At 69.3% G+C, this 22,667-nt stretch carries 17 protein-coding genes and 1 pseudogene; 3 read left to right on the top strand and 15 right to left on the bottom strand.

What is annotated here, in order from left to right; translation table 11 throughout:
* Positions 1-280: 280 nt before the first annotated feature.
* From RAB70_RS07370 to ubiE, 12 genes are all read right to left on the bottom strand, one after another.
* On the bottom strand, positions 281-2,677 hold the full coding sequence (locus RAB70_RS07370) for a TonB-dependent receptor (RefSeq protein ID WP_148829361.1): 2,397 nt from the start codon (positions 2,675-2,677) through the stop codon (positions 281-283).
* A 16-nt stretch (positions 2,678-2,693) separates the two neighbouring features.
* Positions 2,694-3,797, bottom strand: a complete 1,104-nt coding sequence (locus RAB70_RS07365; protein WP_148829362.1) for an S-(hydroxymethyl)glutathione dehydrogenase/class III alcohol dehydrogenase — start codon at positions 3,795-3,797, stop codon at positions 2,694-2,696.
* 53 nt (positions 3,798-3,850) lie between these two features.
* Entirely contained in the window at positions 3,851-4,870 is a 1,020-nt protein-coding gene (locus RAB70_RS07360; RefSeq protein ID WP_148829363.1) for a beta-propeller fold lactonase family protein, read from the bottom strand.
* Positions 4,867-5,454 carry a c-type cytochrome gene (locus RAB70_RS07355; protein WP_148829364.1) on the bottom strand — a complete coding sequence of 196 codons (588 nt, stop codon included), beginning with the start codon at positions 5,452-5,454 and terminating at the stop codon, positions 4,867-4,869. Before RAB70_RS07355 ends, RAB70_RS07360 begins: the two co-directional genes overlap by 4 nt.
* A 77-nt stretch (positions 5,455-5,531) precedes the next feature.
* On the bottom strand, positions 5,532-7,238 hold the full coding sequence (locus tag RAB70_RS07350) for a quinoprotein dehydrogenase-associated putative ABC transporter substrate-binding protein (protein ID WP_225851675.1): 1,707 nt from the start codon (positions 7,236-7,238) through the stop codon (positions 5,532-5,534).
* A 38-nt stretch (positions 7,239-7,276) separates the two neighbouring features.
* Positions 7,277-9,295 carry a methanol/ethanol family PQQ-dependent dehydrogenase gene (locus tag RAB70_RS07345; protein WP_148830306.1) on the bottom strand — a complete coding sequence of 673 codons (2,019 nt, stop codon included), beginning with the start codon at positions 9,293-9,295 and terminating at the stop codon, positions 7,277-7,279.
* A gap of 405 nt (positions 9,296-9,700) precedes the next feature.
* Positions 9,701-10,339: an HAD family hydrolase gene (locus RAB70_RS07340; protein ID WP_017914832.1), complete on the bottom strand. Its 639-nt coding sequence runs from the start codon at positions 10,337-10,339 to the stop codon at positions 9,701-9,703.
* Positions 10,340-10,344: 5 nt separating this feature from the next.
* Positions 10,345-11,064 (bottom strand): hypothetical protein, encoded by a 720-nt coding sequence (locus RAB70_RS07335; protein WP_017910020.1) that lies wholly within the window; start codon positions 11,062-11,064, stop codon positions 10,345-10,347.
* Complete coding sequence (locus RAB70_RS07330; RefSeq protein WP_043094688.1) at positions 11,061-12,080, bottom strand: alpha/beta fold hydrolase; 1,020 nt, start codon at positions 12,078-12,080, stop codon at positions 11,061-11,063. Before RAB70_RS07330 ends, RAB70_RS07335 begins: the two co-directional genes overlap by 4 nt.
* Before the next feature lie 33 nt (positions 12,081-12,113).
* On the bottom strand, positions 12,114-12,464 hold the full coding sequence (locus tag RAB70_RS07325) for a cupin domain-containing protein (protein WP_148830304.1): 351 nt from the start codon (positions 12,462-12,464) through the stop codon (positions 12,114-12,116).
* 419 nt (positions 12,465-12,883) lie between these two features.
* A complete protein-coding gene (locus RAB70_RS07320; RefSeq protein WP_148830303.1) occupies positions 12,884-14,824 on the bottom strand; it encodes a M1 family metallopeptidase in 1,941 nt (646 codons plus the stop codon).
* Between the two features lie 677 nt (positions 14,825-15,501).
* Positions 15,502-16,263 carry a bifunctional demethylmenaquinone methyltransferase/2-methoxy-6-polyprenyl-1,4-benzoquinol methylase UbiE gene (gene ubiE / locus RAB70_RS07310; RefSeq protein WP_017910016.1) on the bottom strand — a complete coding sequence of 254 codons (762 nt, stop codon included), beginning with the start codon at positions 16,261-16,263 and terminating at the stop codon, positions 15,502-15,504.
* A gap of 113 nt (positions 16,264-16,376) precedes the next feature.
* On the opposite strand from ubiE, the gene RAB70_RS07305 reads away from it, so the two are divergent.
* From RAB70_RS07305 to RAB70_RS07295, 3 genes are all read left to right on the top strand, one after another.
* Entirely contained in the window at positions 16,377-16,832 is a 456-nt protein-coding gene (locus RAB70_RS07305; protein WP_010341927.1) for a nucleoside deaminase, read from the top strand.
* Positions 16,833-17,076: 244 nt separating this feature from the next.
* Complete coding sequence (locus tag RAB70_RS07300) at positions 17,077-18,264, top strand: DUF1624 domain-containing protein (RefSeq protein WP_148830302.1); 1,188 nt, start codon at positions 17,077-17,079, stop codon at positions 18,262-18,264.
* Between the two features lie 66 nt (positions 18,265-18,330).
* Positions 18,331-19,695, top strand: coding sequence for a DUF2252 domain-containing protein (locus RAB70_RS07295; protein ID WP_148830301.1), 1,365 nt, complete (start codon positions 18,331-18,333; stop codon positions 19,693-19,695).
* Between the two features lie 736 nt (positions 19,696-20,431).
* Here RAB70_RS07295 and hslU read toward each other — a convergent pair.
* The 3 genes and pseudogenes from hslU to RAB70_RS07280 form a co-directional block, all read right to left on the bottom strand.
* Positions 20,432-21,796: an ATP-dependent protease ATPase subunit HslU gene (hslU, locus tag RAB70_RS07290; RefSeq protein WP_017912058.1), complete on the bottom strand. Its 1,365-nt coding sequence runs from the start codon at positions 21,794-21,796 to the stop codon at positions 20,432-20,434.
* A 113-nt stretch (positions 21,797-21,909) separates the two neighbouring features.
* Positions 21,910-22,461, bottom strand: coding sequence for an ATP-dependent protease subunit HslV (gene hslV, locus RAB70_RS07285; protein WP_010341232.1), 552 nt, complete (start codon positions 22,459-22,461; stop codon positions 21,910-21,912).
* A gap of 160 nt (positions 22,462-22,621) precedes the next feature.
* Positions 22,622-22,666, bottom strand: a pseudogene (locus RAB70_RS07280) (hypothetical protein); the annotation flags it as partial.
* Position 22,667: the final 1 nt, after the last annotated feature.

Genomic DNA, 22,667 nt, shown 5'->3' with positions numbered 1-22,667 from the left:
CCCACGACATCCGTTTTTACGACAACAGCTTGCGGGCCGCTGAGATCGCACACTGTGGAAGGGACTTCAGTCCCGACTGCGTTCGACGCCGGATAGGTTCCGTCCGAGGTCGCGGCTGACACCGCTCCTGCAGGAAGCCATGCGCCGGTGACCAAGCGCGGACCCAGGCAGGAGCGGCGTCAGCCGCGCCAGTCGCCCGCGCCGACTGGCGTGCAGCCGTGTTGGACACGGCGGATGGCACGCGCCGAGCGGTGCCACCACACGAACCGCAAACCGCCCGCTAGAAACGCCAGCGCAAACCGACCTGGTACTGCCGCGGGGCGCCGGGGGCGACGAAGCGCGAGGGGCCGTCTTCGACCGCAGCGTCCTGCGGGCGCGCCAGGACGCCGCCCGGGAACAGATCCTCGGCGATCGCCGCATACGTCTCGTAGCGGCGGTCGAACACGTTGTTGACCCGCAGGTACAACGACAGGCCTTCGGCGAGCTCCCAGGTGCCGTGCAGGTCGAGCAAGGCATAGCCGCCGGTGGACAGGTCGTGGCGCGCTGGCGCCTCGCCTTCCTCGGGGTCCTCGACCAGGCCGTCCTCGTTGCCGCTGGCCACGCGCCGCGACACCGCGCGCAAGTCGGCCCCCAGCGTCAGCTGCGCCAGCGCCTGCCAGTCCACGCCCAGCTTCAGCGTGTTGCGCGGCAGGCCAGCGATGCGCGTGCCCGGCCGCAAGGTCACAGTGCGCTCGCCGGAGAGCAGTTCGCCGGCGCTGCGGTAAGTGGCGTCCAGATAGCTGTAGCCGGCGAACCAGCGCAGCGCGCCGTGGCTGCCGCGGTAGCTGAGGTCGGCGCCCTGATAGCGGGTGCGGTCGACGTTGTCGAAATAGCCCTGCTGGGAATTGGGTGCGCGCAGGAACAGGATGTCGTCGCGGTTGTCGGCGCGGTACAGCGAGGCGTTCAGCGTCTGCGCCGGCGTCGGGTTCCAGCGCAGGCCGAGCTCGTAGGTGCGCGAGACGATCTGCTCCAGGCGCGGGTCGGCCTGCAGCCCGGTCGGCAACCGGCACGGCTGTTCCGGGTCGGCGCAGCCGAGTTCGATCGCGGTCGGCGCGCGGCTGTTCTGCGAGGCCGAGGCGAACGCGGTGAAGCCGTCGCCTAGGCGCTGGGTGATGCCCAGCGAGGGATTGGCCTTGGCGAACACGAAGCGCTCGCGCGGCAGCACGCCGTCGTCGGCGGTGGACAGGGTGTTGGCGACGGCGACGCGGTTCCAGCGCAGCGCGGCATTGAGGTGGGTGGCCTCGCTCAGCTCCCAGGTATCGGCGGCGAACAGGCCCAGGGTGCTGCTGCGCCCGTCGACGCCGGAGAAGAACTCCCGATCCTCGTCCGGATCGGCGACCACCGAGCGATCGTCCTGCACGAACGCCTCCTGCTCGTACTGCCGGTAGCGCACGCGGTTGCGGTCGTAGGTGGCGCCGATGCTCAGCGCGTGCGCGCCGGCCTGGTGGCTGAGGTTCAGTGCCACGCCCTCGGCGTGCTGGCGCATCTGCGTGGTGTTGAGCACGCCGCTGTGCAGCGCGTCGGCATCGGCGCGCGACACCGTGCAGCCGGCGTCCAGCGGCGTGCCGTCGGCGGCGTAGCCGTCGGCGCAATCGTCGACGAATTCCTCGTAGTCGTCGTTGATGTCGCCGTTGACGGTGTCGCGCCGCCCCTGGCGGTAGTAGGCGAGCAGGTGCAATGCGGTGCGCTCGTCGAAGCGATGGTCGAACTGTCCGGTGAGCAGCGTGTTGCGGTTGCGGGTCAGGTCCGGCGAGGTGTAGACCGCAGCGCGGTCGGCTTCGTACAGCCCCGGCTCGGTGCCCTCGTCGGTGTAGCGGTAGCTCGGCAGCAGGCCATTGCCGACCAGGCGGCTGCGCCCGTGCAGCAGCGACACGTCCCAGTCGGTGCGCTCGCCCTGCCGGCCGAACTTGCCGAACACGGTGCCCAGGCGGCCGGCGGAGGCGTCGCGCCAGCCGTTCTCGTCGAAGCCGGTGACCGCGACGAAGGCATGCAGGCCGTCGCGGCCGGCGTAGCCGTAGGACGCATCCAGGCGCTTGCGTGCGCCGCTGCCCACCGACAGGTCGGCGCGCAGGCCCGGCGCGGTCAGGCCGGACTGGGTGGTGAAGGCCAGCGCGCCACCGAGCGTGTTGGGACCGAACAGCGGGTTGGAGCCCGGCATCAGCGCGACGCTGCGGATCGCTGCTTCCGGCATCATGTCCCAGCTGACGATGTCGGCGAACGGCTCGTTCATGCGCACGCCGTCCAGGTACACCGACACGCCCTGCGAGGCGCCGGGCAGCGCCGAGGCGCGGAAGCCGCGGAAGGTCAGATCGGTCTGGAACGGACTGCCCTGCACCTCGTTGGTGTCCACGCCGTTCATCTCGCGCAGCAGGAAGTCGGTGAGGTTGCCGGCCTGGCTGCGCGCGATGTCGTCGGCATTGGCGGTCTGCACCGTGTACGGCAGCAGGTCGGCATCGATGAGCGTGCCGGGAATCGGTGTGGCGGTGACCTCGACCCGGTCCAGCGCGGTGATCTGCGCATCGTCGGCGTTGACCGTGGTCTGCGCGCGCGCCGGTGCGGCGAGCACGCCGATGGCAGTGGCGACGGCCAGGGCGAGCAGACTCGCCGACGGGGTGCTGCGTCCTGGGGTATGGGGCATGCCGGTTCCTTGAGGTTCAGTAGAGAACGATCGATTTGATGCCGCGGCCGGCGCGCATCGCCTCGAAGCCGCGGTTGATGTGGTCCAGCGGCAGGGTTTCGCTGATCAGTTCGTCGATGCGGATCTCCCCGGCCAGGTAGCGCTCGGCATAGGCTGGCAGTTCGCTGCGGCCCTTGACCCCGCCGAAGGCGCTGCCGCGCCAGGCGCGGCCGGTGACCAGTTGCAGCGGCCGCGTGCTGATCTCCTGCGCGCTCGGTGCCACGCCGAGGATGATGCTTTCGCCCCAGCCCTTGTGGCAGCACTCCAGCGCCGCGCGCATCGCGCGCACGTCGCCGACGCAGGCGAAACTGTGGTCGGCGCCGCCGTCGGTGAGGTCGACGATGACCTGCTGCACCGGCGCGCCGAAATCCTTCGGGTCCAGGCAATCGGTGGCGCCCAGCGCGCGCGCCAGCGGGAACTTGTCGCGGTTGATGTCGACCACGATGATGCGTTCGGCCTGCGCCATCACCGCGCCCTGCACCACCGACAGGCCGATGCCGCCCAGCCCGAACACGGCCACGCTCTCGCCCGGACGCACCCGCGCAGTGTTGAGCACCGCGCCGATGCCGGTGGTGACCGTGCAGCCGAGCAGGCAGGCCTTGTCCAGCGGCGCGGCCGGATGGATCCTGGCCACCGCGATCTCCGGCAACACGGTGTATTCGGCGAAGGTGCTGGTGCCCATGTAGTGCAGCAGCGGGCGCCCGTGCAGCGAGAAGCGACTGCTGCCATCGGGCATCAGCCCGCGGTCCTGGCTGCTGCGGATCGCCTGGCACAGGTTGGTGCGGTTGGAACGGCAGTACTTGCACACGCCGCATTCGGGCATGTACAGCGGGATCACGTGATCGCCCGGGCGCACGCTGGTGACGCCGACACCGACTTCCTCGACCACGCCGGCGCCTTCCTGGCCCAGGATCACCGGGAATGCGGTATCGGCACCGGACAGGGCGATGTCGTCGCCGTGGCAGATGCCGCTGGCGACCATGCGCACCAGCACCTCGCCGGCCTTGGGCGGCTGCAGATCCACTTCCTCGATGGCCAGCGGCTGGTTCGCCGCCCAGGCGACCGCGGCTCGCGTCTTCATTCCGGCTCTCCCCGCCTCCCGTCGCGGCGCCCGAGAGCGCCGCTCGCCTCACCTCACTGCGCCACGATCACACCCCATGGCATCTCGCCCACCGCGATCTGCTTGATCTCCTTCATCGCCGCCGTGTCGATGACACTGACGCTGTCGGAACGGCCATTGGCCACGTACAACTTTTTGCCGTCCGGGCTCAGCGCCGGGTTCCAGGGCCGCTGCCCCACCGGGATCTCCGCCAACGCACGGCGCGCGGCCGGATCGATCACGCTGACCGTGCCGGCGCCATTGGACGCGTACACGCGGCTGCCGTCGCGGGCGATGGCGATGCCGGCGGTACGCTGCCCGGCCGGAATGCTGGCCACGCGCGTGCGCGCCGCCAGGTCGATCACGTCGACCACGTTGGCCGCTTCCTGCGCCACGTACGCCGTCTTGCCGTCCGGCGCGAACGCCATGCCGCGCGGATGCCCGCTGGTGGCGATGACGCCGGTGGACGCGCCGGCCTTCAGGTCGATCACGTCGAGGTCGTTGGAGCCTTCGTTGCTGGTCAGCAGCAGCGCGCCATCCGGCGTGTAGACGCAGTGTTCCGGCGCCTGCCCGCGAGTGGCGATGTGCGCGTCGATGGTGAAGCTGGCCGGGTCGATCAGCATCACCTGGTTCTGCCCCTCCACGCACACCGCCAGCTGGCGGCCGTCCGGCGATGCGGCGACGCCTTCGGCGTTCTCGCCGATGTCGACGCTGCGCAGCACCCGGTCCTGCACGGTATCCAGGTCCAGCAGGCGATGGCCCTGCGCGTCGATGACGTACAGATGCCCGGGCGACCCCGGCACCACCTGCTGCAGGCGCTTGCCGAGCTGCCCCTGCGCCGACAGCGTGCGCACCACCTGGTCGCTGCCGGTGTCGATCACCGAGATGGTGCCGCTGCGCTGGTTCGGCACGTAGGCCAGCGCCGCGGTCGCGGCCGCAGGCGCTGGCGCGGCCGCCGCCGCATCGGCCCCCGCCGTCGGCGCGGCGGTGCGCTGGCACGCAGCAGCGAACAGCGACAGCGCGACGATGGCGGACACGCGCAACGCTTTCCTCATTGCGTGGCGCCCGCGGTCTTGTTGATGGAATGGATGAAGGCCAGCAGCTTCTCGGTATCGCCCGGCTTGAGCACCGGACCGAACGGCGGCATCTGCCCGACCACCTTCTCGTGGCCGATCCGGGTCTTGCCGTGCGCGGTCATGCCGGCGGTGCCTTCGGTGATCAGCGTACGCAAGGTGTCGTCGTCGCTGCCGTACACCCAGATGTCGTTGGTCAGCGGCGGACACATGCCGCCACCACCGGTGCCGCCGTGGCAGGCGGTGCAGCCGGCGGAGTTGAACAGCGCCTTGCCTTCGGCGACCAGCTCCGGGGTGACCTTGACCGGCGGTCCCTTCGGAATCGGCGTCACCGCCGCAGCGGGGGCCGGTGCGGCGGCAGGAGCGGCGGCAGGAGCGGCGGCGGGCGCGGTCGCCGCCGGCGCAGAGGCCGGTGCAGGCGCCGGCGCCGCAGCCGGCTCGGGTGTGGCCGCTGGCGCGGCGGGCGTCTCCTGCTTGCCGCAGGCGGCCAGCAACAGGAGCGAGGCGAACAGGGACGCGGGCAACAGCACGGAGACGGCACGACGACGGACGGAAGCAGAGCGCATGGGAGCAGAACCTTTGCGGAGTGCACGATGGGAGGAGCAGGCCGCGCGAGCGGCGTGTACGGAACGGCGGAAAGCGGTCATTGCGTGCGTCGGTGCTGGGCCTCCGTCAGCAGGTGGGCGAGTTCGGCATTGCCGCGTTGCTGGGCCAGCGCCGCCGGGGTCTTGCCGTCGGCGTCGCGCGCATCGGCGCTGGCGCCGGCGGCGAGCAGGCGCCGGGCACTGTCCTCGCGGCCGGCAGCGGCAGCCAGCATCAACGGCGTGACGCCGGCGCGGTTGGCACGGTCGGCTTCGGCACCGCGCTTGAGCAGCAGATCGAGGATCTTCGGGTCGTTGCGCGCCACCGCGAACATCACCGGGGTGAAGCCGGCCGGGTTGGCACGGCGCACGCTGGCACCCGCGGTGAGCAATGCCTGTACCAGGTCGGCGTCGGCGTAGGAGATGGCCAGGTCCAGCGGCGTCCAGCCGTCGGCGGACACCGCCTCGACCTTGGCGCCATGCGCCAGCAATTGCGCGGCGCTCTTGCCGTCGTTGGACCAGGCCGCCTTCATCAACGGCGTCCAGCCATTGCTGTCGCGGTTTTCGACCTTGGCACCGGCGGCCAGCAGCTCACCGACCAGCAGCGGCGCCTGGTTGCGGATCGCCTGCTGCAGCGGCGGCTCGCCGAGCAGGTTGGGCTTGTCGGCGCTGGCGCCATGCCGCAGCAGCCAGGCCACGCGCACGCCATCGCCGGCGTCCAGCGCATGCGCCAGTTCCTCGTTCGGATCGGCACCGCCGGCGATGCGCAACTGCAATTGCGCCAGCATGTCCGACGAGGCCTGCGCGCTCGGCGTATCGTCCTGGTCGTCGGGCACCGCGTAGGAGCCGTGCGAGCGCAGATCGCCGGCGACGATGCAATCGGCGCAGTCCACCAGCGGCACGTGATACTCGCGCAGGATCGCGCCGATCTTGCCGGCGCTGCGCTGCATCGCCGCGTTCAGCGCATCGCGCAGTGCCGCGTTCTTGCGCGACACCGCCCACGCCATCGAATACTCCAGCACCTCGTTGTCGATGACGTTCAACGGCACCACGCCCAGACCGCCGCGCGCGGCGTAGTAACCGGCCACCGGCCCCCAGGATTCGGCGGCATCGAGCTTGCCGGCGGCGACCTGCTCGGCGAGCTTGCCGGGATGCTCCTGCGGCGCGCTGGCCGAATCGTAGAACAGGTACTGCACTTCACCCTGCACGCCATGGTCGAACAGCGCCTGCCGCGCCGGCGAGCTCTGGAAAACGCCGACCTTGAGCTTTTTCAGCGCCGGATCGTCCAGCGAGGCAGGACGCAGGTCCAGGCCCTTGCGGGTGACCAGCACATAGGTGGAGCGATACAGCGGGCGCGTGGGCAGGCCCATTTCGAAATCGCTGTTCATGTCCATCAGCACGTCGCAGCGCCCGGCGTTGATCGTGCTGCGCGCCAGGCCGCGCTGGTAGTAGCTGCGCCACTCGTACTCCAGGCGCCGGCCCATCTCCGCGGCCACCACCTGGGCGATCTTGTTCTGGAAGCCGTCGCCTGCGCGATTGGACAACGGCATGTTGCCGGGATCGGCACAGACCCGCAGCACCGGCGCATCGGCCGGCAGCGTCGTGGCGGGCGCGGCGGATGCCGGTGCCGCAACGGCGGGCGGGGCAGCAGGAGCGCGAGCCGTCGCGGACGACGGCTCGCGCGTACAGCCTGCGGCGACGAGTCCGAGGCTGCACAACAGCAACACGGCGCGCGCGCCCGCAGGCAGGCGCCGCGAGGCGGGTGCCATGCGGCACCCGCTCGCACCCTGGACGCGGCGCCGCCGGCTCATCGCACCGACTTGGCGGCGACCGCCGCGCTGCCACCGCCGCCGGCCGTCGTGGCGGTCGCGTTGGGGGTCGGGGTGACGGTCTTGCCGGCGCCGTCGATGCGGAAGGTGTGGACCATGCCGCCCAACGGGATCTTGTCGAAGCCGTTGCTGAAGGCCAGGCCGGCCGCACCCAGCGCACCGTACGGATCGCCCGGATCCAGGCCGGCGGCGACCGGCAGGCCGATCCAGCCACCGATGCCCGAGAACACCGCCACGTACTGGTGGCCGTTGGCCTTGTAGGCGATCGGGTTGCCGATGATGCCCGAGGGCAGCTTGGTCTCCCACAGCTTCTTGCCGGTGTCCTTGTCCACCGCGCGGAACCAGCCGTCCAGCGTGCCGTAGAACACCAGCCCGCCGTCGGTGACCAGGGTGCCGCTCCACACCGGGAACTTCTCCTTGATCTCCCACTTGGACTTGCCTTCGACCACGTCGAACGCCTTGACAATGCCCAGCGCACCCGGCTCGTTCGGCTTCATCAGCACGTTGGCGAACACGTACGGCAGGCCCATCATGGTGTTGCCGCGCTCCTGCGGGTCGAGCTCCATGTGCCAGTTGTTGGTGCCGCAGAAGAACACCGCCGAATTGGCCGGATCCACCGAGCACGGCTGCTGGTCCTTGCCGCCCATCGCCGACGGGAACGCCTCGACCTTGCGGCCGCGTTCCAGCGGCGAATGCGCCGCGACCTTGACCGGACGCCCGGTCTTCATGTCGATGCGCTCGGCCCAGTTGGCCGGGACGAACTTGTTGGCGCGCAGCAGCGTGCCGTCGCGGCGGTCGAGCACGTAGGCAAAGCCGTTGCGGTCGAACTGCACCACCGAGGGCACCTGCTTGCCGTCGATGGTCAGGTCGACCAGGATCGGCTCGTTGATGCCGTCGTAGTCCCACTGGTCGAACGGGGTCTTCTGGTAGCCCCACACCGCCTCGCCGGTGTCGATCTTGCGCGCGAACAGCGTCATCGACCACTTGTTGTCGTACTCGCCGGTGTCGCATTCCTTCTGCGTGGTCTTGCCGCAGCGGTACGACGGGCTCCACAGGCCGGGATTGCCGGTGCCGTAGTAGACCAGCTTGAGTTTCGGGTCGTAGCTGTACCAGCCCCACGCCGCGCCGCCGCCGCGCTTCCAGCCTTCGTCGGGATAGGTCTTCTGGCCGAGGTCGCCGAGCTGGCCGTGCTGCGGATTGGCCTTGTTGAAGTCCGGGCCGAGGCAGATGTCCTTGTCGGTGCCGGTGGCCTCGCAGGACCAGGCCTGCTTGCCGTCGGCCAGCGCGTACGCGGCGACGCGCCCGCGCACGCCGAACTCGTTGCCGCTGATGCCGGCCACGACCTTGCCGTCGGCGATGATCGGGGCCATGGTGATGGTCTCGCCCTTCTCGGGATAGGCGAGCTTCTGCTTCCACACTTCCTTGCCGGTCTTGGCATCGAGCGCGATCACGTCGCCGCTGAGGCTGCCGAACACCACCTTGCCGTCGGCGTAGGACGCGCCACGGTTGACCGTGTCGCAGCAGGCCACCGCGACGGCGCGCTCGTCCTGCTGCGGGGTGTACTTCCACAGCACCTTGCCGGCGTCTTCCTGCGACAGGTCGATCGCGAACACGTTGTTCGGATAGGCGCTGACCATGTACATGGTGCCGCCCACCACCAACGGCTGGCCTTCATGGCCGCGGGTGGCGTCGGTCTTCATCTCCCACGACATCTTCAGGTTCTTGACGTTGTCGCGGTTGATCTCGGCCAGCGGGCTGTGCCGGGTCAGGCCGAAGTCGCGGCCGATGCCGCCCCAGTTGTCGGGGTTGGCGGCATTGCTGGCGAACTCGCTGTCGGTATCGGCGACCGCGGCCGGCGCAGCGGCCGGCGGTTGCTGTGCGGCGGCCGGTGCGGCCGGCGCCGGAGCCTCTTCCTGCTTCTTGCAACCCGCCAATGCCAGCGCAGTGGCCAGCGCGAGCAGCGTACAAGCCTGTGTATGACGTGAATGACTGTGCATCGTTCTACTCCCCTCGTTGAAGAGCCGCGTCACTTCACCTATCGGCGTGTGCCACGGAACCTGAAGCGTGGATGTATACGAGCAACGTCCATGCCATCGCGGCGCTGCGATGCAACATCCCTTGAGGTACGGATCACGACGCCGGTTGTCGTCGCGGAGACGCCCACCAGCGCTGTCGAAGGCGTCTCGGAAACGTGACACTTTGTGCCACACGGTTGCATCGGGCGTGGCGCAGTGTGAGCACATGTGCCGGTGGCACACCCTGCGCCATCGCTGCGCTTGCCACACTGGTGCACACGGATGCGCACGGCGGGGCGCGCGAAGGGGAGTGCGCATCCGGCACGCCTGCACCGATCTCGCTAAGGAGGGTGCGGCGCGCGGCGGCGGTCAGCCGCCGCGCAGCTGTCAGTGCGACTGCGGCCCGACGCGGTCCTGCCACCACGCCAGCAGCGCGGCGCAATCGGCGAAATGCAGGTCGGCCAGCGCCGGCCAGGGATTGTCCGGATGCAGCAGCACGGTGGTGGCGCCGGCATGGCGCCCGCACTGCAGGTCGTAGGCGTGGTCGCCGACCATCGCCAGTGCCTGCGGCGCCACGCCCCAGTGCTCGGCCAACTGCAGCAGGCCGCCGGGATGCGGCTTGGGCGGCGCCTCGTCGCGGCCGAGGATGGTGACGTCCTCGAACAGGTCGTCGACCTCGATCTCTTCCAGGGTCAGCTGCGCCAGCTCGCGCGCGTTGCGGGTGAGCACCGCCAGCCGGCAATCGGCCGCATGCAGGGTACGCAGCAGCGCCGGCGCGCCGTTGGCCGCGGTGGCCTCCTGGGCCAGCACGCGCTCGTGCTCCAGCAGCCAGGCGTGCTTGCTGGCGCGCTGCGCATCCGGCAGCGCCGCCAGGTGCTGCAGGATGTCGGCCTGCGGCGGGATCTGCAGTTCGCGGCGGATCAGCGCGAAATCGTGCACGGCGCGGGTCAGGGTGCCGTCCATGTCGAACACCCAGTGGCGCACCTGGCACAGCGCCTCGGCCGGCGGTGGCATGGCGGCATGCATCGCGCTCAATCCCAGCCCGGCATCTGCGCGCCGTCCAGGCCGCCGGTCTCGAACACCGCGGTGCGGGTGCCGCCGGCCTTCACCGGGAAGGTGATCTGCAGCACCGTGGTCTTGCGCGCCAGCTTCCACAGCGCCTTGTCGTCGCTGATGAACATGGCGATCGCCTCGTCGGTCTTGGGCCGCCAGGCCGCGGCAGCGTGCGGCGGCGCGTCGTCGGCCTTCAGTTCCACCTTGCAGCCGCCGGCGCAGCGGAAATCGCCGGACTGCAGCACAAGGTAGGCGCTGCGCTTCCATTCCGGATGGTCGCGGAACACCAGTTGCACCGGCTTGGGTCCGCTGCCGTCCACATCGACCTTGTCGCGGCTGTACAGCATCGCCGAGCGCTGCACGCCCTTGCCGGCCGGCACCTGCGAGTACTGCCAGGCCGCCTGCATGCGCCGCAGCTCGCGCGCCGCTTCGCCCTTGGCCTTGACCTCTGCGTAGCCGGGCTGGATGCGTTCGGCCGCGTCCGAGCCGGGGTACTGCTGCAGCAGCGCCGCGCCGTGGATCCGGGCCAGGTCCCAGTTGCCCGACTTCACCGCGGCGTCGTACTGCTTGGCCAGGTCGTCGGCGGCCTGCGCCTTGGCCTGCGCTTCGGCCGCGGCCTGCGCCTTGCGCTCGGCCTCGTGATCGCCGCAAGCGGCCAGGGCGACGGCGCACAGCGCGCCGAGCAGGATGCGTTTCATCGTGGGGTTCCTCGTTGGATCAGGGTGTCGATGGCCTGCGCGACCTCGGCGGGCTTCTCGACGATGGACATGTGGCCGCTGCCGTCCAGCAGTACCTGGATCGCCTGCGGCAGGCGTTGCGCGTACAGCGCCAGCGCGCTGGCGTCGATCACCGCGTCCTGCACGCAATTCAGCAGCAGCGCCGGCTGGCGGATGCGCGCGGCCTCCTCGAACGGCAGGAACGCCTCCTCGCCGCGGCCGATGCGCGCCAGCACCTGCTGCTCGAAATCGGCCTCGCGGCGACGCCAGGCCACCACCGCCGGCACCGCCCAGCGCGGGATGCGCGGCTTGGCGCGCTCGAGCAGGAACACGGTGTCGATGTAGCGCTGCAGCGATGCGGCATCGTGCACCGCGAACGGATTGTGCCCGTCCAGCACCGCCTGGCCGAACACGTTGTCGGCGAAGCGTACGCCGGCGGCGTTGAACAGGCCGACCCGGTCGAACACCGCCGGATGGCGCGCCGCGGCCAGCGCCGCGATGCCGCCGCCCATCGAATGCCCGAGCAGCACGCATTCGCTGCCCGCACGGCGCGCGCACTGCATGGCGAACGCGGCCACGCGCTCGGCCTGCGCCACAAAGCCGTAGTCCTGCCCGGCGATGCGCTGGCTCTCGGCCCAGCCGGGCAGATCCGGGATCACCAGGTGATAGCGCGTGCCCAGCGCGCGCGCCAGCGGCAGCCAGTTCTCCTTGCTGCCGGTGAAGCCATGCACCAGCAGCAGGGTCGGCGCGGCGGGATCGGCCGCGGCGCGCACCAGATAGGTCCAGGTGTGCCCGGCGACCTGCGACTGGCGCCGCCGCAGCCCGCTGCCGCGACGCTGGCGCAGGCTCTCCAGGCGCACCAGCAGGAAGGGATCGCGCGCCACCAGCAGCGCCCCGATCGGCATCGCCACGAGCGCCACGCACAGTAGCGACACCAGCAACGCCAGGGCGCCAGCCAGCAGCAGCAGCATCATCAAGACCAGGGTCGCCATCACCATGGGGACACCGCAGCGCGCAGGCCGGTCATGCGCTCACGCCACCACGTCGGCTTCGCCGAGATGGAGGGCCAGCCACACGGTCGGCTGCCCGGGATCGGTGAAGGTCACCCAATGCGGCGTATCGGCCGGGATGAACAGATGGTCGCCCGGCGCCAGCGCGACCTCGCGCTCGCACAGCGCCACCCGCGCGCGACCACGCAGCACCAGCACCCATTCGTCGTGCGCCTGCAGGTACGGCGACTCCTGCGGCGTGGTCTGCCCGTGCGAGACGATGCGCTCGACGCGGCAACCGGAGCGCCGCAGCAGTTCGGTGAAGATTTCGCCACCGCGGGCATCGGGCAATGCGTCAAGCAAGGAACCGGACAGCACGGGCGCGTCGGTCATCTCAGCAACCCCTCGGGAGGCGCACGCAGGCCCGCGCGCATCGGCGCCGGCAACGATCTGCCATGGCACTGGCGCTTGCAGCGGAGACCGGGGCAGCGGTGGCGAACGATGTCATGCGCGCATGGACCGAGGACCATCGGGACTGCCGAGGATATCGCGAATGCGTGGCAGCAGGTCGTGCTGATCGACGGCGGTGCGTGTGGAATCCGTTAAGGCGGCACTGCACAGGCACGCGCCTCATGCCGGCGTCGCATGCGACGCCGCAGATGACGACGTCCTGCAACGCGGGCGCGGCCATGCCGCCACCATCGCACCCTCCCCGCGCGACGCGATCGTCGCCACACGCCGGCCGCACACACGCACACGGCGCCGGGAGTGCTCCCGGCGCCGTGTGCGCGGTCTTTCGCGGGCGACTTGCGTCAGTGCGCGGTGCTGCCGGCCTTGGCCTTGTCCAGCATGTCCTGCACCGACACCGTGGTGATCGGGTGGTAGCCGGGCTTGGCCTTGGCGAACACCTCTTCGGCGAAGGCGAGCCCGTCCGGCGTCTTCACCAATTCGGCGTAGATCGGCAGGATCAGCTTGCGGCGGCCGACGCGGGCGATGAACTCGCCGGCGGCCGGGCGCGCGTCCACGTAGCCGCTGCGGATCGCCAGCGGATACCAGCGCATGGCGATCTCGCCGTTGGCGGTGCCGGTGAAGTGGTAGGCGTCGTCAAGTTGCTTGAGCTGCGCCGGGGTCAGCTTCTCGCCCAGGCCGCTGAGGAAGCGCGTCCACTCCTGGGTGCTCCAGGCGTCGGTCACCTGCTTGCCCGGCAACGTGCCGCTGCCGGTCCAGGCGATGCGCGCGGTGTCGACCATGGCGAAGTTGCGCGAACGCGCCTTCTGCGCGAACGCCGGAATGCCCGGCTCGTCCAGCCACGCATGCAGTTCCTGCGCGGTCACCGCATTCGGCTTCTTGGGCAGCAAGTGGGTCTTCAGGTAATCGACGAACTGGTCGGTGTTGGCGCTCTGGAACGCGTGGTCGTCGAACCAGCCGCGCAGGAACGGATCGAAGGTGTCGCGGCCGAAGCGCTGCTCCAGGAACTGCAGGAACCATGCGCCCTTGACGTAGGCGACCTGGCTCAGCGCCTCGTCCGGATCGCGTTCGGTCAGCGCCGGCAGCGCCAGCGCCTGGTCGGCCGGGCTCATGCCCTTCAGTTCGGCCAGCAGATCGGTCTGGTCGATCTCGCGCTCCATCTCCGCCGCTTCGGGGCCGTACAGCGCCTCGGTGATGCGCGCCTGCACGTAGGTGGTGAAACCTTCGTTGAGCCAGATGTCCTTCCAGCTGGCGTTGGTCACCAGGTTGCCGGACCAGCTATGCGCCAGTTCGTGCGCGATCAGCGACACCAGCGACTTGTCGCCGACGATCACCGTCGGGGTGGCGAAGGTCAGGCGCGGATTCTCCATGCCGCCGAACGGGAACGACGGCGGCAGCACCAGCATGTCGTAGCGGCCCCAGCGATACGGGCCGTACAGCGTCTCGGCGGCCACGATCATCTTCTCGGTGTCCTCGAACTCCTTGGCCGCCTTGTCGACCATCGCCGGCTCGGCCCACACGCCCGAGCGCGCCGAGATCGGCTTGAACACCAGGTCGCCGGCGGCGATCGCCAGCAGGTAGGACGGGATCGGCTGCGGCATCTTGAAGCGGTAGTCGCCGTTGCGCACCGCCTTGGGATCGTTGTCGGCGCTCATCAGCACCATCACGTCCGGACGCGAGACCACGTGCGCGCTGTAGGTGAAACGCACGCTCGGCGTGTCCTGCAGCGGCACCCACGAACGTGCGTGGATCGCCTGCGACTGGCTGAACATGAAGGGCAACTTCTTGCCCTCGGTCATCGACGGCTCCAGCCACTGCAGGCCCGAGGCGGTCGGCGCGGTGTGGTAGGTGATGCTGATCGTCTGCGGCTGGGTCGGCGCCTCGATGGTCAGCTTGCTGCCGTAGATCTTGTCCGCCGGCGCCAGCGCGTACTGCAGCGGCGCCTGCTGGCCCTTGCCGTCGTCGGCCTGCACCTTCTCGATGGTCAGGTCGCGCGTATCCAGCACCAGTTGCTTGGCGCTCTTGTCCTTCCAGTCCAGCGTGTAGGTGGCGGTGCCGCCGATCTGCTTGCTGTCGAAATCCAGCTTCAGATCCAGCGCCAGATCCTTGATCACGACCTTGGACGGCTCGGCGTAGGAGGTCTCGTCGTGGCTGCGGTCGGCCGGCTTGGCCGCGGCGGGTGCCGGCTTGGCGGCAGTGGCGGCCGCATCGGGCGCGGACGCTTCACGGGAACACCCGGACGCGATCACCGCGGCCAGGGACAACAACAGGAACGGGGAACGCATGGCAGTAACCGGTTCGAGGAAAACTCGCAGTCTACCGGAAGGCCGGGATTGGGGATTCGGGATTGGGGATTCGCAACAGCGGTGCGATGCGCACTGACGAATCCCGAATTACCACTCTCCAATCCCGGATCCACTCAGATCTTGTCGCCCGAATGGATTGCCACCATACCGCCGGCCAGGTTCTTGTGGTGGCTGCGGGCGAAGCCGGCCGCTTCCATCATCCCCTTCCGCGCGTCCTGTGGCAGATGCTTGCGCCGGCACCGTCGGACCGCGTCGGGACTGAAGTCCCTCCCACAAGAACAGCCCAGCGCCGCGATCGGCCTGCAACCGATCGTCCGCTTTTGCGATTCCCGAATCCCGATTCCCAATTCCCGGCTTTCTGTGGCAGATGCTTGCGCCGGCACCGTCGGACCGCGCGTCGGGACTGAAGTCCCTCCCACAAGAACAGCCCAGCGCCGCGATCGGCCTGCAACCGATCGTCCGCTCTTCCGATTCCCCAATCCCGAATCCCGAATCCCGAATCCCTGCTTTCTGTGGCAGATGCTTGCACCGGGCACCGCCGGACCGCGCGTCGGGACTGAAGTCCCTCCCACAAGGACGACACAGCGCCGCGATCAGTCAGTACCCGATCGCCCGCCTTTGCGATTCCCGAATCCCGATTCCCAATTCCCGGCTTCTCAGATCCTATAGCCCGAGTGGATCGCCACGATGCCGCCGGTCAGGTTCTTGTAGTGGCTGCGGGCGAAGCCGGCCTCTTCCATCATCGCCTTCAGCGCGTCCTGCGGCGGATGCTTGCGGATGCTTTCGGCCAGGTACTGGTAGCTGTCGGCGTCCTTGGCGAACAGTTGGCCCAGGCGCGGCAGCACCTTGAACGAATGGAAGTCGTACAGCGGCTTGAACCAGTCGGCGGTGACCTCGGAGAACTCCAGCACCCGCGCCTGGCCGCCGACCTTGAGCACGCGGTACATCTCGCGCAGCGCGGCGTCCTTGTCGGTGACGTTGCGCAGGCCGAAGGCGATGGTCACCAGGTCGAAGCTCTGGTCCGGGAACGGCAGCGCCTCGGCGTTGCACTGCACGTAGTCCAGGCCCGCGACCAGGCCGCGGTTGGTGAGGCGGTCGCGGCCCACCGAGAGCATGCCGGCGTTGATGTCGCCCAGCACGATCTCGCCGTCGGCACCGACCCGGTCCTTCAGCAGCGCGGCGATGTCGCCGGTGCCGCCGGCCAGGTCGAGCACGCGGTCGCCCGGCTTGACCTGCGCGGTGGCGACGAAATAGCGCTTCCAGACCCGATGGATGCCCATGCTCATCAGGTCGTTCATCAGGTCGTAGTTGCCGGCGACCGAAGTGAAGACCTCGCCGACCAGCTTCTGCTTGTCCTTGGCGGCGACGTCGCGGAAGCCGAAATGGGTGGTGCCGGATTTGTAGGGGGATTCGCTCATGCCGGGATTATCGCACTGCCGGCCGCTCCGTGCCGGTGAAGCGCCGCCCGGGATGACAGCCGCCGGCCGCCTGCGCCAGACTGCCGGCCGACTCCCTTTCCCCCGGCCATCCCATGCTGACCACGCCCGACTACCGCGCCCTGCTCGACACCGCCATCGCCGAAGCCCGCCAGGGCCTGGCCGAGGGCGGCATCCCGATCGGCGCGGCCCTGTACCACCGCGACGGCCGCCTGCTCGGCTGCGGCCACAACCGCCGCGTGCAGGAGGGCGACCCGTCCGTGCATGGCGAGACCGACGCCTTCCGCAAGGCCGGGCGCCAGCGCCGCTACAAGGACACCATCATGGTCACCACGCTGGCACCGTGCTGGTACTGCAGCGGCCTGGTACGGCAGTTCAACATCGGCACCGTGGTGGTCGGCGAATCGGTGACCTTCCAGGGCGGCATCGATTGGCTGCGCGAGAGCGGCGTGGAGGTCATCGACCTGCACAGCCAGGAGTGCATCGACCTGCTCGGCGGCTTCATCGCCGCGCACCCGGACGTGTGGAACGAGGACATCGGCGAGGACTGAGCGTCCCGCCGCGGGCGCCGCGCTCGGCCCACCGGGCTGGACGCCCACCGACGCGCCCACGGGCCGACACCAGGCCATGCCGAGCGACACCAACCTGGCGCGCCGGCTTGCCCCGCCCGAGCCTCGCCGCCGCCGCGCCAGCACCCCGGCGCGGCCAAGCCTCAGTACCCCAGCGCCAGCAGCGGCGGGAAGGGCTCTACGCCCGAATGTTATATTGTTTCAAAATTAACACCGATCGCACCGCATGCCGTCTGTTGCCCTCGCTTCGCCCGCATCCCTCGCCGTCCCCGCGACGCCCGCCGCGCGACTGGCCCCGATCGACCTGCTGCGCGGCACGGTGATGCTGCTGATGCTGCTCGACCACGTGCGCGAGACCTTCTACCTGCACCACCCGGTCGGCGACCCGATGGAGGTGGAGGGCACGGCGCCGGCGCTGTTCGTCGCGCGCACCCTCGCCCACCTGTGCGCGCCGGTGTTCGTGTTCCTCACCGGCCTGTCGGCCTGGCTGTACGCGTCCCGGCAGGCCGACGGACGCGCGGCGGCCGCCCGCTTCCTGCTCAAGCGCGGCCTGTTCCTGATCGTGCTGGAGCTGACCCTGGTCAACCTGGCTTGGAGCGGCGCCTTCCCGCCGCAGGCGCTGTACCTGCAGGTGATCTGGGCGATCGGCCTGAGCATGCTCGCCCTGGCCGCACTGCTGTGGCTGCCGCGGCCGGCGCTGGCCCTGCTCGGCGCGGCCCTGGTCGCCGGCCACCACCTGCTGGACGACGTGCAAGTGCAGGGCGACGGCCCGCTCGCGGCGGTCTGGGCGGTGCTGCACGACCGGCGCTGGCTGGAGTTGGGCGAGCTGCGTCTGCGCACCTCCTACCCGGTGCTGCCGTGGATCGGGGTGATCGCGCTCGGCTACGCCGCCGGCCCCTGGTACGGCGCCGCCGCCGAGCCGGCACAACGCCAGCAGCGCCTGCTGGCCTGGGGGCTGGGCGCGCTGGCCGGCTTCCACCTGCTGCGTTGGCACAACGGCTACGGCGATGCGCCCTGGCAGGCGCAGGACGACCTCGCGCATACCGCGATGAGCTTCTTCAACGTCACCAAGTACCCGCCGTCGCTGCAGTTCCTGCTGCTGACCCTGGGCGTGGGCCTGCTGTTGCTGCGCCTGTACGAGCATCCCGCCGTGGCCCGTACCCTGGCGCCGCTGGCGACGATCGGCGCGGCGCCGATGTTCTTCTACCTGCTGCACCTGTACGTGCTGAAGCTCGCCTACCTGGCCGCGCTGGCGCTGTGGGGCGCCAACCAGGGCGACCTGTTCGGCGTGGACAGCGTGGCCGCGCTGTGGGCGATCGCCGCCTTGCTGGGTCTGGCCCTGTACTGGCCCACCGCCGCGTTCGCGCAGCTGAAGGCGCGGCGCCGCGACCTGGGCTGGCTGCGCTACTTCTAGGTTCATCCGCGTGCAATGCAGGCGTGGTCGACTGCCGGTTCCCTCGTCCGCGCCTGGAGACCTGCGATGTCCACCCGCCTGCCGCAGTTGCTGCTGATCGGCCTGACTCTCGCCGCCTGCGCCGGATGCGCGACCGCGGCGAGCAAGCGCGACGCCTGGGTGGTGCAGCAGATCCACGACTACAACCATCCCTACGCCGCGCAGCACGCCGAGCTGGATACCAAGATGGCGACCATGGCCACCGGCGCCTACGCCTTCTACCGCGGCACCGACCACATTTTCTACCAGGACATGAAAACCCTGCCGGGCTCGCTGTGGACCTCGCCGCAGACCGGCTACACCTGGCTCGGCGGCGACACCCACCTCGGCAACTTCGATGCCGCGCGCGACAGCAGCGGCAAGGCGGTGTTCAAGGTCGCCGACTTCGACGAAGGCCACCTCGGCCAGTACGTGTGGGACCTGCGCCGGCTGGCCGCGAGCATGGTGCTGGCCGGGCGCGACAACGGCCTGTCCGACAGCGACATCGGCGACGCCATCGACACCATGGTCGGCGCCTACCTGGACAAGATCGCCGATTTCCGCGGCAGCGACGCCGAAGAAAGCTTCCAGCTGAGCAAGCGCAACACCAGCGGCGCGGTGGCCAAGATCATCGACAGCGCCGACGGCAAGAGCCGCAGCAGCCTGCTGTCCAAGTACACGGTGGTCAACGGCGGCAAGCGCCAGTTCCAGAACCTGGACAACCTGGTCGCGGTGGACGCCGGCACCGCCTCGGCGGTGGCCGCGGCGATGAACGGCTACATCGGCTCGATCGCCGCGTCCAAGCGTTATGCGGCCAGCTACTACAGCATCAAGGACGTGCGCCAGAAGCTGGGCTCGGGCACCGGCAGCCTCGGCCGCCTGCGCCTGTACGTGCTGATCGAAGGCCCGAGCGCGTCGACCAGCGACGACGTGATCCTGGAGTGGAAGCAGGAAGCGGCCAGCGTGGTCGCCGTGGCCGCGCCGTCGCAGATGCCGGCCTCCACCTACGACAACAACGAAGGCGCGCGGGTGGCGCGCACCGCCAAGGCGCAGACCATCGACGCCGACGTGCTGGTCGGCTACGCCAGCGTCGACGGCACCCCGTTCTACGTGCACGAGAAATCCCCGTTCCAGCAGGACCTGGACCCGACCGCGCTGGACAGCGCCGGCAAGCTCGCCACCGCCGCCACCTACCTGGGCCAGGCCCTGGCCTCGGCGCACGCCCTGGCCGACCAGGACTACGACCCGAACGTGGTGCCCTACAGCATCGACAAGCAGATCGACCAGGCGGCCAGCAGCAAGAGCGGCCTGAAATCGGAACTGCGCCAGTTCGCGTTCGACTACGCCGCGCAGGTGCAACTGGACTGGCAGTCGTTCGTGGCTGCGTACAAGGCGGGCACGCCACTGTATTGAACGCGGCGGGGGTGGCCGGGATCGCCCACGCCGTCTTGGCGCTGCGGGAAACATACCCCGGCCTGCGGCACGCTCTCCTGTCGGAGCGATTCTCGTCCCCTTTTGTGGGATCCCAGTCGCGACGAGGCCTTACCGGCAAGTCCCGTCACGACGGAAGTCGCTCCTTGTATCTGGACATGGAGCCCTGATGGCGTTATGTCTACCGTTCTTCTTTTCGTCCGACACGCAAATCTCAAGCGAAAGCAAAGGCTTTCTCCCTGACGGGCGAGTTACTTTTCTTTGCTCGCGCAAAGAAAAGGTAACCAAAAGAAGCGCTTTACCACAGCCGAAGGCTGGTCAAGCGCGCCCTGCCTCGCGCCCTCCGCGCTAACGCGCTCCGGGTCCGCGTCCATCACGGGGATCCGCGGAAGGGGCATCCTGCCCCTGCCGCGGACGGCGCACATCCCTGTGCGCCGCCCTTCGGGTTTTTCCCCGCGATGGCCGCCGCTTCGGAAGGGAACCCAGTAAGTCAAAAGCAAGGGCAAGGGCAAGAGCCAAAGCCAAGCGACCGCGACTCCCACACGGACTCGTGGTGATCGCTGTCCGGGCGCGATGTGGGAGGGACCTTCGTCCCCTTTTGTGGGATCAGGCACGACGGCTTCCGAGGCCAGATCGTCCGCCTACGCAGTTCGTCGTGGTTGCATGACAGTTGACTCCCACAAAGGGGAACGCATCGCGGGCGTGCGTCGACCCGGAATTACAGGATGTACCGGCTCAGATCCGGGTCCTGCACCAGTTCGCCCAGGTGCGCATCGACATAGGCCGCGTCCACGGTGACGCTCTGCCCATCGCGGTCCGGGGCTTCGTAGCTCAGCGTGTCGAGCAGGCGCTCGAGCACGGTGTGCAGACGCCGCGCACCGATGTTCTCCTGGCGCTCGTTGACCAGGAACGCGATCTCCGCCAGGCGCGCGATGGCGTCGTCGGTGAAGCGCAGGCTCACGCCCTCGGTCAGCAACAGCGCTTCGTACTGCTTGGTCAGCGCCGCTTTCGGCTCGGTGAGGATGCGGATGAAGTCGTCCTTCGACAGCGCCGACAGTTCCACGCGGATCGGGAAACGGCCCTGCAGCTCCGGGATCAGGTCGCTGGGCTTGGCGAGATGGAACGCGCCGGAGGCGATGAACAGGATATGGTCGGTCTTGACCGTGCCGTACTTGGTGCTGACGTTGGAGCCTTCCACCAGTGGCAGCAGATCGCGCTGCACGCCTTCGCGCGACACGTCGCCGCCGGTGGCGCCGGCCTCGCTGCGCTTGGCCACCTTGTCGATCTCGTCGATGAACACGATGCCGTGCTGTTCGCAGGCCTCGATCGCCGCGGCGCGCACATCGTCCTCGTTGACCAGCTTGCCGGCCTCTTCCTCGATCAGCAGCGGCCGCGCGGCCTTGATGGTCAGCTTGCGCGACTGCGACTTGCCGCCACCGAGGTTGGAGAACATCTGCCGCAACTGCTGGCCCATTTCCTCCATGCCCGGCGGGGTCATGATGTCCATGCTGACGTTGACCGCGACATCCAGTTCGATCTCGCGCTCGTCCAGTTCGCCGGCACGCAGCATGCGCCGGAACTTGCTGCGGGTGTCGCTGTCCTGCGCCGAGGGCTCGTTGCGTGCGGCTTCCGGATCGAAGCCGATGCCGGCGCTGCGCCGCGGCAGCAACGCATCGAGGATGCGGTCTTCGGCGCGCTCCTCGGCCTGCGTGCGCACGCGGGTCTTGGCCTGCTCGCGGTACAGCTTGACCGCGGTATCGGCCAGGTCGCGCACGATCTGCTCCACGTCCTTGCCGACGTAGCCGACCTCGGTGAAGCGGGTCGCCTCGACCTTGACGAACGGCGCATTGGCCAGCGTCGCCAGGCGCCGCGCGATCTCGGTCTTGCCGACGCCGGTGGGGCCGATCATCAGGATGTTCTTCGGCATCACTTCGTTGCGCAGCGCATCGGGCAACTGCATGCGCCGCCAGCGGTTGCGCAGCGCGATCGCCACCGCGCGCTTGGCCTCGTGCTGGCCGACGATGTGGCGGTCCAGCTCCTGCACGATCTCGCGCGGGGTCATGGTGCTATGGGTATCGGTCATGGTCGGGAAATCGAAGAGGGAATCGGGAATGGAGAATCGGGAATGGGAAAGCAGGCGTCATCGGTGACGGAGACGGGAACCGCTGTTGCGATTCCCCAGTCCCCATTCCCGATTCACAGCTCTTCCACCACCACGTTGCGATTGGTGTAGATGCAGATGTCGCCGGCGATGTTCAGCGCTTCGACGGCGATGGTGCGCGCGTCCAGCGTGGTGTGGCCGAGCAGCGCGCGCGCCGCCGACAAGGCGTAGGAACCACCGGAGCCGATGGCGATGATGCCGTCCTCCGGTTCGATCACATCGCCGGTGCCGCTGATGATCAGCGAGGTTTCCTTGTCGGCGACCGCCAGCAGCGCCTCGAGCTTGCCGAGGCGGCGCTCGGTGCGCCAATCCTTGGCCAGCTCCACCGCGGCGCGGGTCAGCTGGCCGTGCTTCTCCAGCTTGGCCTCGAACAGTTCGAACAGGGTAAATGCATCGGCGGCGGCGCCGGCGAAGCCGGCCAGCACCTGGCCCTCGCGGCCGAGCCGGCGCACCTTGCGCGCATTGCCCTTCATCACGGTGTGGCCCAGGGTCACCTGGCCATCGCCGGCCACGGCGACGCGACCATCGCGGCGCACCGACAGGATCGTGGTGGCGTGGAAAACATTGGGGTTCTGACTGGGATCCATGCGGCCTCCGGAGCGATGACTCAGGTGTGGGGGCTGGCGGCGCGCGGTTCAAGCGTCGCCGAGCCGGGCATGCGCCGGCCGTGCCGGAACCCAACGCGACGTACCAGTCCCCGCCCTGGATTTCGATCGGATGCAGGGTGCGCCCGGCGCCGTTGCCGCAGGCCAGGTCGTGTGCCGCGCAATCGCGGTCGCAGCCCCAGCACAGC

The sequence above is a fragment of the Xanthomonas sontii genome (genome assembly GCF_040529055.1).
In the GTDB taxonomy this organism is placed as follows: Bacteria; Pseudomonadota; Gammaproteobacteria; order Xanthomonadales; family Xanthomonadaceae; genus Xanthomonas_A; species Xanthomonas_A sontii.
Note: the sequence above shows the minus strand (reverse complement) of the source record. Positions and strands in the feature narration are given on the sequence as shown.

Excerpts from the sequence above, each read along its gene's own strand:
- RAB70_RS07370 (WP_148829361.1), bottom strand. The coding sequence starts at position 2,677 with ATGCCCCATACCCCAGGACGCAGCACCCCGTCGGCGAGTCTGCTCGCC.
- RAB70_RS07365 (WP_148829362.1), bottom strand. The coding sequence starts at position 3,797 with ATGAAGACGCGAGCCGCGGTCGCCTGGGCGGCGAACCAGCCGCTGGCC.
- RAB70_RS07360 (WP_148829363.1), bottom strand. The coding sequence starts at position 4,870 with ATGAGGAAAGCGTTGCGCGTGTCCGCCATCGTCGCGCTGTCGCTGTTC.
- RAB70_RS07355 (WP_148829364.1), bottom strand. The coding sequence starts at position 5,454 with ATGCGCTCTGCTTCCGTCCGTCGTCGTGCCGTCTCCGTGCTGTTGCCC.
- RAB70_RS07350 (WP_225851675.1), bottom strand. The coding sequence starts at position 7,238 with ATGGCACCCGCCTCGCGGCGCCTGCCTGCGGGCGCGCGCGCCGTGTTG.
- RAB70_RS07345 (WP_148830306.1), bottom strand. The coding sequence starts at position 9,295 with ATGCACAGTCATTCACGTCATACACAGGCTTGTACGCTGCTCGCGCTG.
- RAB70_RS07340 (WP_017914832.1), bottom strand. The coding sequence starts at position 10,339 with ATGCATGCCGCCATGCCACCGCCGGCCGAGGCGCTGTGCCAGGTGCGC.
- RAB70_RS07335 (WP_017910020.1), bottom strand. The coding sequence starts at position 11,064 with ATGAAACGCATCCTGCTCGGCGCGCTGTGCGCCGTCGCCCTGGCCGCT.
- RAB70_RS07330 (WP_043094688.1), bottom strand. The coding sequence starts at position 12,080 with ATGGTGATGGCGACCCTGGTCTTGATGATGCTGCTGCTGCTGGCTGGC.
- RAB70_RS07325 (WP_148830304.1), bottom strand. The coding sequence starts at position 12,464 with ATGACCGACGCGCCCGTGCTGTCCGGTTCCTTGCTTGACGCATTGCCC.
- RAB70_RS07320 (WP_148830303.1), bottom strand. The coding sequence starts at position 14,824 with ATGCGTTCCCCGTTCCTGTTGTTGTCCCTGGCCGCGGTGATCGCGTCC.
- ubiE (WP_017910016.1), bottom strand. The coding sequence starts at position 16,263 with ATGAGCGAATCCCCCTACAAATCCGGCACCACCCATTTCGGCTTCCGC.
- RAB70_RS07305 (WP_010341927.1), top strand. The coding sequence starts at position 16,377 with ATGCTGACCACGCCCGACTACCGCGCCCTGCTCGACACCGCCATCGCC.
- RAB70_RS07300 (WP_148830302.1), top strand. The coding sequence starts at position 17,077 with ATGCCGTCTGTTGCCCTCGCTTCGCCCGCATCCCTCGCCGTCCCCGCG.
- RAB70_RS07295 (WP_148830301.1), top strand. The coding sequence starts at position 18,331 with ATGTCCACCCGCCTGCCGCAGTTGCTGCTGATCGGCCTGACTCTCGCC.
- hslU (WP_017912058.1), bottom strand. The coding sequence starts at position 21,796 with ATGACCGATACCCATAGCACCATGACCCCGCGCGAGATCGTGCAGGAG.
- hslV (WP_010341232.1), bottom strand. The coding sequence starts at position 22,461 with ATGGATCCCAGTCAGAACCCCAATGTTTTCCACGCCACCACGATCCTG.